At 59.9% G+C, this 10,362-nt stretch carries 8 protein-coding genes and 2 pseudogenes; 6 read left to right on the top strand and 4 right to left on the bottom strand.

Annotated features, from left to right (window positions below; all coding sequences use genetic code 11):
- The first annotated feature begins 13 nt into the window (after nucleotides 1–13).
- The 3 genes and pseudogenes from JCM25414_RS19675 (at nucleotide 14) to groL (ending at nucleotide 2,370) form a co-directional block, all read left to right on the top strand.
- Nucleotides 14–247, top strand: coding sequence for a DUF4169 family protein (locus tag JCM25414_RS19675; RefSeq protein ID WP_025841743.1), 234 nt, complete (start codon nucleotides 14–16; stop codon nucleotides 245–247).
- A gap of 139 nt (nucleotides 248–386) precedes the next feature.
- Nucleotides 387–677: a co-chaperone GroES gene (groES, locus tag JCM25414_RS11550; protein WP_025841744.1), complete on the top strand. Its 291-nt coding sequence runs from the start codon at nucleotides 387–389 to the stop codon at nucleotides 675–677.
- 50 nt (nucleotides 678–727) lie between these two features.
- Nucleotides 728–2,370, top strand: a pseudogene (gene groL, locus JCM25414_RS19680) (chaperonin GroEL).
- Nucleotides 2,371–2,947: 577 nt separating this feature from the next.
- Here groL and JCM25414_RS11560 read toward each other — a convergent pair.
- The 3 genes and pseudogenes from JCM25414_RS11560 to JCM25414_RS19685 all read right to left on the bottom strand — a co-directional run bounded on the left by JCM25414_RS11560 (nucleotide 2,948) and on the right by JCM25414_RS19685 (nucleotide 6,913).
- Nucleotides 2,948–3,856: a prohibitin family protein gene (locus JCM25414_RS11560; protein WP_025841745.1), complete on the bottom strand. Its 909-nt coding sequence runs from the start codon at nucleotides 3,854–3,856 to the stop codon at nucleotides 2,948–2,950.
- Nucleotides 3,857–4,030: 174 nt separating this feature from the next.
- Complete coding sequence (locus tag JCM25414_RS11565) at nucleotides 4,031–5,089, bottom strand: bifunctional transcriptional activator/DNA repair enzyme AdaA (RefSeq protein WP_025841746.1); 1,059 nt, start codon at nucleotides 5,087–5,089, stop codon at nucleotides 4,031–4,033.
- 145 nt (nucleotides 5,090–5,234) lie between these two features.
- Nucleotides 5,235–6,913 (bottom strand): annotated as a pseudogene (locus tag JCM25414_RS19685) (alpha-keto acid decarboxylase family protein).
- 104 nt (nucleotides 6,914–7,017) lie between these two features.
- Here JCM25414_RS19685 and JCM25414_RS11575 point away from each other — a divergent pair.
- A complete protein-coding gene (locus tag JCM25414_RS11575; RefSeq protein WP_456303454.1) occupies nucleotides 7,018–7,914 on the top strand; it encodes a LysR family transcriptional regulator in 897 nt (298 codons plus the stop codon).
- Here the strand turns inward: JCM25414_RS11575 and JCM25414_RS11580 are convergent.
- Nucleotides 7,903–8,829 (bottom strand): LysR family transcriptional regulator, encoded by a 927-nt coding sequence (locus tag JCM25414_RS11580; RefSeq protein ID WP_025841748.1) that lies wholly within the window; start codon nucleotides 8,827–8,829, stop codon nucleotides 7,903–7,905. The genes JCM25414_RS11575 and JCM25414_RS11580 overlap by 12 nt on opposite strands.
- Before the next feature lie 103 nt (nucleotides 8,830–8,932).
- Here JCM25414_RS11580 and JCM25414_RS11585 point away from each other — a divergent pair, with 103 nt between their 5' ends.
- Together JCM25414_RS11585 and JCM25414_RS19690 are read left to right on the top strand one after the other, a co-directional pair.
- On the top strand, nucleotides 8,933–9,694 hold the full coding sequence (locus JCM25414_RS11585) for an SDR family NAD(P)-dependent oxidoreductase (RefSeq protein WP_025841749.1): 762 nt from the start codon (nucleotides 8,933–8,935) through the stop codon (nucleotides 9,692–9,694).
- Between the two features lie 432 nt (nucleotides 9,695–10,126).
- Nucleotides 10,127–10,362, top strand: a 236-nt coding sequence (locus JCM25414_RS19690) for a hypothetical protein (RefSeq protein ID WP_035443292.1), incomplete at its 3' end; no start/stop codon positions are given.

Below are 10,362 nucleotides of genomic sequence, written 5' to 3' on the forward strand. Positions count from 1 at the left end.
ACAAACGATCACCATGACCGAAATCGTCAATCTGCGTCGTGTGCGTAAACGTCTGGCTCGTGAGATGGATGCCCGCCGGGCAGAGGAAAACCGGGCGTTGTTCGGACGAAGTAAAGGTGACCGACGCAAGTCCGAGGCAGAGAACACCCGCCTGTCACGTGATCTTGATGGCGCAAGACTGGAGGCTGCAAAGCCTGCAAGTGATGCTTCGATGAAAAGTGATACGTCGCTGACGGAGGACACTTGACGATCGACGAAGGCTCTCCTACGTCTTTGGCACTCTCGCATCGGGAGTGCTAACGCGCTGCGGCTCAGCGGGCGCGCAAACCGGCGGCGTTGCTTTCAAGCAAGGACGCCGCCTTCAGAGAAAAGTGGAGCGATCCATTATGACAAATTTTCGGCCTTTGCATGACCGTGTCGTCGTTCGTCGCCTTGAGGGCGAGCAGAAGACGGCCGGTGGCATCATCATCCCCGACACCGCCAAGGAAAAGCCCATGGAAGGCGAAATCGTCTCCGTTGGTTCCGGCGCACGGAATGAGCAGGGTCAGGTTGTGGCACTGGACGTCAAGGCTGGCGACCGCGTGCTGTTCGGCAAATGGTCCGGCACCGAGGTGAAGATCAACGGCGAAGAGCTGCTGATCATGAAGGAAAGCGACATCATGGGTGTGATCGGCTGATTTCCAGCCTCCCCATCGTCGCAAACTGAACCTCTACTGGAGATAAGAATATGGCTGCCAAAGACGTAAGATTCGGTGCCGATGCACGCCAGCGCATGCTGCGCGGCGTTGATATCCTCGCTGACGCGGTGAAGGTCACGCTGGGCCCGAAGGGTCGCAACGTTGTTCTGGACAAGAGCTTCGGCGCACCGCGCATCACCAAGGACGGCGTTTCCGTCGCCAAGGAAATCGAACTGGCTGACAAGTTCGAGAACATGGGCGCCCAGATGGTGCGCGAAGTGGCCTCGAAGACCAACGACACGGCTGGCGATGGCACGACCACCGCAACCGTTCTGGCTCAGGCTATTATCCGTGAGGGCGCCAAGGCTGTTGCCGCTGGCATGAACCCGATGGATCTGAAGCGCGGCATCGACAAGGCTGTTCTGGCCGTTGTGGCCGAGCTGAAGGCCAACACGCGCAAGATCACGACCCCCGCCGAAACGGCACAGGTCGGCACGATCTCGGCAAACGGCGAGCATGAAATCGGCGAGATGATCTCGCAGGCCATGCAGAAGGTCGGTTCCGAGGGCGTGATCACGGTTGAAGAAGCCAAGGGCCTGCACACCGAGCTCGACGTTGTCGAGGGCATGCAGTTCGATCGCGGCTACATCTCGCCGTATTTCGTGACCAACGCCGAGAAGATGCTCGCCGATCTGGATAACCCCTATATCCTGATCCACGAGAAGAAGCTCTCCTCGCTGCAGCCGATGCTGCCGCTGCTCGAAAGCGTTGTGCAGTCCGGTCGTCCGCTCATGATCATCGCTGAAGACGTCGATGGCGAAGCGCTTGCTACGCTGGTCGTCAACAAGCTGCGCGGTGGCCTGAAGATTGCTGCTGTCAAGGCTCCTGCTTCGGTGATCGTCGCAAGGCCATGCTGGAAGACATCGCTATCCTGACGGGTGGCCAGGTCATCAGCGAAGACATCGGCATCAAGCTCGAGACCGTGACACTCGACATGCTCGGTCGCGCCAAGAAGGTGCATATCGAGAAGGAAAACACCACGATCGTTGAAGGCGCCGGTAACACGGACGACATCAAGGGCCGTTGTGCACAGATCCGCGCGCAGATTGAGGAAACCACCTCTGACTACGACCGTGAGAAGCTCCAAGAGCGTCTTGCCAAGCTGGCCGGTGGCGTCGCCGTCATCCGCGTCGGTGGCAGCACCGAAGTTGAGGTGAAGGAGCGCAAGGATCGCGTTGACGACGCCCTGCACGCAACCCGCGCTGCTGTCGAAGAAGGCATCGTTCCGGGTGGTGGCACGGCTCTTGCCCGCGCTTCCGTTGCCCTGAAGGACCTGTCTTTCGCGAACGACGACCAGCGCGTCGGTGCGGAAATCATCCGCAAGGCTCTTCAGGCTCCCCTGCGCCAGATCGCGTTCAACGCTGGTGAAGACGGTGCCGTCATCGCTGGCAAGGTGCTCGAAATCGCCGAATACACGCACGGCTTCGACGCGCAGAATGCCGAATACAAGGATCTGGTTGCCGCTGGCATCATCGATCCGACCAAGGTTGTCCGCACGGCTCTTCAGGATGCAGCTTCGGTTGCCGGCCTGCTGATCACGACGGAAGCCATGGTTGCCGAGAAGCCCGAGAAGAAGGCCGCTCCGGCCGGTGGCCCGGGTGGCATGGGTGGCATGGGCGATATGGATTTCTGATCCAGCGCCTTACCATCAAGGTTACGAAAGAGCCGCCCTGTCGAAAGACGGGGCGGTTTTTTTGTGTCTGTGACGCGAGAGAGGGGAGACGTCTAGTGGTGCAAGCGAGGGGATAAAATTCACGCGTGACGCAGTCCGAGGCAATGTCGCAGATGTGCTGGAGCGGTGCGGCTCGCCGCCTGTCGGGGGCGAGGAGGTGGTGTGTTGCTTTGGCTCGAGAAATAAAGATCGTACGGCGCCGCCTCAAGCAGCACCGCTTTGCCCGGAAGGACGCTCTTCGAAGCGGCGCTCCGTTCTGCTTCGCAGTTTGGCGGCAAAATGCCGTGCCGGTCTGAAGCTACGCAATGCCGTAGCAGACAGCTGCGCCAGGTGGATATGCCGGAGCGCGCAAGGTGGTTGAAACGCGGTCGACGGGGTGGTGGGGGATAGCGAATCGTGACGTCTTTACGAGATGAAACGTCCTGCGGTCATAGGGCCTGATGACGGCGTTTGGAGGCGCGGGTTCGAGGCTTCCGATTGTCGACTGAACCGCGTTGCCGGTCGCAGAGCGGGTTCAGGATGCGAGGCGAGTGAAGTCTTACTTCTCGGCGGCGCTCATCGTGCCGATAAAGGGCAGGGGGGCTCCGGCGCTGAGATAGACGGGCATCGTACCCGACCAGCGATCGAGCGCCTTTTGTTGCAGAAGGGACGGCGTCAGAGACTGGGAAACCAGCGCGTTTGCTTTTGCCTGAGCCTGAGATGTGACGAGCAATGCCTGCGCCTGTCCCTGCGCCGTCGCGACAGCGGCATCGGCCTGGGCCTTGGCCTGCACCACCTGCGCCTGCGCCGAAATCTGCGTCTGTTGCAGGGTGTACTGCGCCTGAAGCGCCTGCTGCTGCGCTACTTGCTTGGACTCGATAGCCTGCGCATAGGCGGTCGAGAAAGCGAAGTTTGCCGTGTTCACAGAATGAATGGTCAGATGATAGGGCTGTAGGGAGCGGATAATCAGATCCTTGATCTGCCCGTCAACGAGATCGCGCTTTGTGATCAGTTCTTCAGCATTGTAATTGGCTGTGATCGCCTTCACGTCGTTTGAGACCGTGGGTTCGATAATGCGATGGGCCAGCGTATCGAGGGTACGGAAGTCGCGGTAGAAGCCGGGCGCATCGGCGGGCTCGATGTGGAATGTCACGGAGACGGAGGTGCGTACATCCTGAAGGTCATGGGTCGCGGCCTGTTCATGTGACGTGATGGTCTGGGGCTGCGTCGAGACCAGAACGATTTTCTGATAGACGGGTAGGGCAATGTGCAGACCCGGCTCCAGCGCCGCCGGCTGGACGGAGCCGAAATTCGTCAGAATGCCGCAATAACCCGACGTGATCTGATAGAACGGATTGAGTATGGCGACCACCAGAATGGCACCCACTACGAGCCCGCCATATTTGAGTAGTCTGGGCGAGATATTCGCCGGGGGCTTCGGGAAACCCGTAACGTTATTATTCCACATCGTGAGCACGGTCCATTTGCGTGTTCAGCAGGACGATACGCTGCCGTATCTGTCAGTATGATGAGGGTTGGCACGAAGTGTCAAAGAATGGGCAAGTATATCGGCGTCACTTCGGATCACATACCCGATATAGAGGCGAGGCAGGCGCAAGTATTCAGCGTCGACCTTGCCCGGTTACAGCGCGTTCGAAAACTGTCTTTCGGTTTCGATCAGACGCTGTTTACGCCATAGCCCGCCGCCATAGCCTGTCAGGCTGCCATCGGCACCGATCACACGATGGCACGGGATCAACAGGGCGATCCGGTTGGCGCCGTTGGCCCTTGCAACGGCGCGCACAGCACCGGGCTGACCGATCTGCACGGCGATATCGGCATAGCTGCGCGTCTCCCCTGCCGGGATGCTGCACAAGGCGCGATGCACCTTGCGGGTGAAGTCTGTTCCCTGCGCGGCAAGCGGGGTCAGGAAAACAGCGGATTTCCCTGAAAAATAGGCCGTGAGTTCGTCCCGGGCCTGCGCGACGGGGGCGGTTGAGCCGAGGCCCAGAGGCGCCTTGAGCGCCTTTTGCAATGCCCCCAGTTCGGCAGGGAGTGCCTTGCGATCGACGAATTCGAGCAGGTGCAGATGGGTCGTGCTGGATACGGCAATCATGTCTCCCAGCGGGGTCGGAATCCAGCTTGCCTGCAGCATGCCGCCTGGTTTCAGCGTGCCGGGGGCGCAGCCGAGAAGCCGTGCAAAGGCCTCCCTGAAAGCGCTGGGGGAGCTGAAGCCTGAATCGAGCTGTGCCTCGATCACACGCTCGCCGCCGGAAAGGGTCAGAAAGCCTTCCCGCAGTCGATATTGCCGTGCCATATCGAGAAATGTCATGTCGAAATGGCGTTTAAAGCTCCGTCGTACCGTGGAAAGGTCGAAGCCAAGAGCGGCGATGTCGCTTTCGCGCCACCGCCGTCCCGGTTCGGCGTCAAGCAAGCCGAGCAGCTTGCCGACGATCGGGTCCGCTTCTGCAGCACTGTGCAGCGGATGGCAGCGCTTGCAGGGACGAAACCCTGCCTCAAGACATTCCCGGACGCTTGATCTGAAAACACAGTTTTCAGAGAGCGGCTTACGGGCCGGACAGGTGAGGCGACAGAAAATGCCTGTCGTGCCGACACAGACAAAAATCTTGCCGTCATGCGCGGGGTCGCGCGCGATCAGGGCCTTGTAGAGCGTGTCGTGGGAGGGAGGAGAGAAGAGCATGATGTTTCCCTAGCACCGGACGAAAAATCGCAGCGCCGGAAATCAGGCGTCTCATCTCCGATGCCGCATCAAATCCCTCGCCAGATACTCAGGTCTCGTGTTGGGCTGCTGTCATGGTCCGTCTCCGGTTTCCCGTCTAGAGAACTCAGTTCGTGACCGGCGGCCGCGCATTTGTCTTGCCCACTTCACGCCCCCAATTGACCAGATCATGGGTGCAATCCTCCCGGTCCAGGCTGCATTCGATCAGCGTCGGACCACGTCTGTTCTGCCGGGCCTTCGTGATCGCATCTGCGAGTTCGCCAGGCGTCGTGGCTTTCAGCCCGAGACCATGGCCTTCTCCTGCATTGAACACATCGATCAGCCCGGCATAGTCCCAGTTCTTGATGTAGTTGTACGGGCCGTCATGGATCTTGATCTCGATGACATAGCCCAGGTTATTGATCAGGAAAATGATGACGGGCAGTTCGTAGCGGATCATCTGCGCTACCTCCTGCGCCGTCAGCTGAAACGAGCCATCGCCGACCATCACGATATGCTGCCTCTCGGGCGAGCCCGTGGCGTTGCCGAACGCCGAGGTACAGACCAGCCGATGTGGCCCCATTGCATTTCGAGTTCGACACGGGCCTGAGCAGGCAGGGTGAGGCGCACTGCATTGAACCAGCTATCGCCGGTTTCTGCCGTCAGAGTCGTGTCGGCGGTCATCAGAGCGCCGATCTGGCGCATCATCTCATCATTCGTCAGGCGGGAGCCGTTAGGGAGAGGCGCGACTTCTGGCGGGGCCAGTGAGGGTGTCTCGGCGCTCCCTGTGCGGCGTGGCGCCTGCTCGCCCAGTGCCGTGACGAAATCGAGCAGGCTGACACCGCCGAAACTCTGCCCCGCGACGACCACTTCTTCCGGCTCGACCCTCACCATCTTGTCGCCTTTTGGCCATGCCTGCCGCCAGCCAACGGTCGAATAATCGTTGAAAACCGGGCCGAGGCAGAGAATGGCGTCGGCGTTGTCGATCAGGGCCTCAGCGCCGGGGGAGCTGACATTCCCCCAATAGACGCCGCGATATGCAGGGTGATCTTCAGGGAAGAAACCCTTCGCTGCGGCCATGATCGTGACAGCGCAACCCATGCGGTCAGCAAGTTTCACCGCAGCGTCGAGCCCATGCGCGGCCCGAAGCTTGCTGCCGATCAGAATGACAACCTGTTCGCGCTCGTTCAGGAAGTCGAGGGTCGTTTCAATCGCCCGATCGAGCGTTTTGCCCGCTGACGGCCTGCGAGAGAGTAGCGCCTCGGCGGGCCCGGGTTCGGGGCATTCCAGATCAGCCACATTGCACGGGATTTCGAGGTAGACCGGCTTGCTCAGGGCCAGCGCGCGCTCGATCACGCGATCGATTTTCGCCGGGGCGTCTTCTGCCGAAAAGACGCGCTCGGCAGCGACGGTGACATGGCGCACCATCTCATACTGGTAGCCGTAATCGGATGTGCCAAGCGTGTGATGCAGGATGCGCCCGGTGCCATGGTCATTCGTGTTCGGCGCACCGGAAACGAGGATGACCGGCAGGTTCTCGGCATGGGCGCCCCCCAGTGCGTTGATGGCCGAAAGTGCTCCGACGCTGAAGGTCACGACGGCACAGGCTGCCCCTCTGGCCCGCGCATAGCCCTCTGCGGCAAAGCCGCAATTCAGCTCGTTACAGCAATAAACCTGTTCGAGCCCGTCCTGAGCAAGAAGCTGATCGAGGAGAACGAGGTTATAATCACCCGCCACCGCGAAATGATGAGAGATGCCGATCTGCGTCAGTCGTTTTGCGAGATAACCACCGATAGTCGTGCTCATGGAGACCTGCGATCCTTCAGCTGGGTGTCGATTATGTCGTAGTTTGTCCTTGGACCTTCCGCTCGTCCAATATATGTTTGAGCCCTCTTCCATACGTTGGGGATATGATCATCGACCTTCGACGCTGGCGTTACCTCGTGACGATTGCCGAGGCGGGCAGTTTCACCCGTGCCGCCGAATTGCTGCATATGGAGCAGCCTCCGCTCAGCCAGCAGATCAAGGCGATGGAGCGTGAGCTTGGTCTCGTGCTGTTCGTGCGATCGCGCTCGGGTGCGGTTCCGACCGAAGCCGGTGCGGCCCTCGTCGAGCGGGCACGCGTCCTGATCGGGCTCGAACGCGAAGTGACGTCTCTGGCTCGCGGTTTGTCCCGCGGCGAACAGGGCAGGCTGCGTATCGGTCTGGCCGGTGCAGTCTCCCTGCTGCCTCTGGTGCCAGGCGTCATCCGTGCTTTCCGGGAGCGCTGGCCCGACATCATCATCACGCTCGAAGAAAGCAATACGCCCGCTCTATGCGATGCCCTGCACGATCGCCGGATCGATATCGCGATCGTGCGCCCGCCTGCGCCGGTTCAGAACCTTGTCGTGCGGCCCCTTCTCGAAGAAGCAACGGTTATCGCGCTGCCCAAAGGGCATGTCAGTGCCTCGAAGCAGGGCGTTCGTCTTGAGGCCTTGCGCGACGAGCCCATGATCCTGTTCGAGCGCGAACTGGGGCCGGGATTTTACGACGCAATCATTATGGCCTGCGGTCAGGCGGGTTTTGTGCCGCATATCGGCCAGTCAGCCCCCCAGATCATCGCAACCGTGTCGCTTGTTGCGGCAGGGCTGGGCGTTTCCATCGTGCCGGAATGCCTGAGCCAGATCCATGCCGATGGCGTCAGTTATCACCGGATCATCGGATCGGCACCCAAAGCAGCTCTTGCGATTGCGATGATCGATGCTCCGGTCTCACTTCCGGTGCAGCGTTTCGAAGCGCTGCTCAGAGAGGCCGCCTCAGCGCTTTGATCCATCGATGAAGGGATGGGCTTGCTGCTTGAAGAAGGCGGAGAACAGCTCCTGCGCCCACGTCATGAACACGCGTACGCGAAGGGCGACTTGCCGATTGCTGGGATAGAGCAGTGTGAGTGGCGTAGGGGCCGGGGGGTATTCGGCCAGAACCTCGATCAATGTGCCCGCAGTTAGATCGGCTTCGAAGCGATAGCGTGGCGCCTGAGCCAGGCCGAGCCCAAGCCGTGCCGCTTCGGCAGAGGTTTCGGCCCCCGACACGAGCAATCGTGCCGGAATGAGCCGTTCGACCAGCCCCTCTTTGGTCGAGAACTCGAGCGGCAGGATCTCTTTCGTTCGGGAGGAGACGAAGGCGATCATCTGATGGCCATCCAGATCGTCGGGCGTACGAGGCGTGCCGTGTTTTTGCAGATAGTCAGGGCTTGCTACTGTAGCTTCGTGCAGTAAGCCAAGCGGTCTTGCGATCATGTCGCTGTCCGGCAGCGGGCCGCCCCGTATGACGCAATCCACCCCTTCGCGCAGCAGATCGACCAGCCTCTCGCCTTCGCCCAGATGCACGTTCAGCCCCGGGTGGCGTGACAGAAAATCGGGGAGGGCGGGCAGAAGGATTGTTCGCGCCAGATGGCCGATCGTATCGACGCGTATCGTGCCCGATAGCGCGCCGCCAACCATGCTGTCGGCTTCTTCCAACGCAGCGACGATGCTTTGGCAGCGTTGATAATAGAGACGTCCCTCTTCCGTCGGCTGAACATGGCGCGTCGAACGGTGTAGCAATCTCGTGCCGAGGCGTTGCTCGAGCGCCTGAATGGCGGCGGTCGCGGCGGGGCGCGACACCCCGCAATCATGAGCGGCTGCGGTGAAGCTGCCGCGCTCGACCACGCGCAGGAAAAGGGTGAGCGAAGCCAGTCTGTCCATGAGGATTATTCCGTAAAGATGAACAATCCTGACAGGAAACTGCGTCTTATCGCAAGCGGTCCTGCGTGATGATCTGTGTCCATCTGAAACCCAGGAGACGGATATGACCAGCAAACGCAAAATCGCTGTGATCACTGGTGGCAGTCGTGGCCTCGGTCGGGCGAGTGTCGAGGCGCTTGCCCAGCGGGGCGTCGGGGCTATCTTCACCTACAAGAGCAATCGCAAGGCAGCTGAAGAGGTTCTTGCCATTCTGCATGAGGCAGGCCTGCCGGGTCAGGCGCTCGAACTCGATGTCGCCGATACCGGCTCTTTCGGGGCGTTTGCGCAGAGTGTCAATGAGATGCTTGCCGGATGGGGCTTGGCGAAGGTCGATTATCTGGTGAACATGGCCGGATCGTCCCATACCGGGACGCTGACCGATACAGGCGAGGCAGAATTCGATCGTATCTATGCCGAGCATCTCAAGGGGCCGTTCTTTCTGACCCAGGCACTCTTGCCGCTGCTGCGCGATGGCGGGCGCATCGTGAACATCTCGTCGGGTCTGACACGCATCATCTATCCGGGACGCATTGTCTATGGGTCCATGAAAGCAGCCGTGGAGACCATGACGCGCTATATGGCCAAGGAACTCGGGCCGAGGGGGATTACGGTCAACACCGTCGCGCCGGGCGCCATTCAGACCGATTTCTCTGGTGGGATGGTGCGTGACAATCCCGAGATCGCCCGACATATCGCGCAGAATACCGCTCTTGGCCGTGTCGGCCTGCCTGAAGATATCGGCCCGATGATCGCTTCACTGCTGTCGGAGGATAATCGCTGGGTCAATGCGCAGCGTATCGAAGTGTCCGGCGGTCAGTCGCTCTAAGCCGATTGATATTTTTCGATACTTGGAGCGCTCTATATTTACTGGAAATTTCACTGACGCGTCTCTGTCGGAAACAAACGTCAACTTCCGACCCGCAGAACGTCATCGGCCGGTTGGGACAGGGCGTGTCGTGACAAATCGTCGTGCAATATCAAGGCGATTCGAGAAGGTCGTCGGACTACCGTGAATTTAACGATGGCGGATCATGGCCGAATGTAAGGTCTGTTTCCTCACTGGATCGGAGAATATCGAAATGTATCTGTTGAAGACATATTATATTCTTTGAAGTCAGAGTCTGTCATATGTAAGTAACGATGTGGCTTTTCCGCAACCCGTCCTGTTTCCCGTTTCGGATTAACAATAAAGATCTAGACCTGTTTTCGATTGTGAAATCTTTCTGACATCAGAACGCCTGATGGATGGTGAGGACACATGAAGACAATCGGAACGAAACGAAAGCTGCTGCTGGCATCCGCTCTGGGTGCCGGTCTGGCTATTGGTCAGGGTGCCTTTGCCCAGACTGCCACGACGCAGGCTCCCCACGCCCACAAGGCGGTCAAGAAGGCAAAGCGCGCCACAGCGCCTGTATCGACACGCAGCGCAGCAACGGTCTCTCCTGCGGCGCCGGTGGCCGTGCCAGCGGCCACACGCAGCGTTTCTGCCCAGCG

The sequence above is a fragment of the Asaia platycodi JCM 25414 genome, assembly GCF_000614545.1.
In the GTDB taxonomy this organism is placed as follows: Bacteria; Pseudomonadota; Alphaproteobacteria; order Acetobacterales; family Acetobacteraceae; genus Asaia; species Asaia platycodi.

Bases quoted from the DNA above. Each gene is read 5' to 3' on its own strand.
- JCM25414_RS19675 (WP_025841743.1), top strand. From the start codon at position 14: ATGACCGAAATCGTCAATCTGCGTCGTGTGCGTAAACGTCTGGCTCGT.
- groES (WP_025841744.1), top strand. From the start codon at position 387: ATGACAAATTTTCGGCCTTTGCATGACCGTGTCGTCGTTCGTCGCCTT.
- JCM25414_RS11560 (WP_025841745.1), bottom strand. From the start codon at position 3,856: ATGTGGAATAATAACGTTACGGGTTTCCCGAAGCCCCCGGCGAATATC.
- JCM25414_RS11565 (WP_025841746.1), bottom strand. From the start codon at position 5,089: ATGCTCTTCTCTCCTCCCTCCCACGACACGCTCTACAAGGCCCTGATC.
- JCM25414_RS11575 (WP_456303454.1), top strand. From the start codon at position 7,018: ATGATCATCGACCTTCGACGCTGGCGTTACCTCGTGACGATTGCCGAG.
- JCM25414_RS11580 (WP_025841748.1), bottom strand. From the start codon at position 8,829: ATGGACAGACTGGCTTCGCTCACCCTTTTCCTGCGCGTGGTCGAGCGC.
- JCM25414_RS11585 (WP_025841749.1), top strand. From the start codon at position 8,933: ATGACCAGCAAACGCAAAATCGCTGTGATCACTGGTGGCAGTCGTGGC.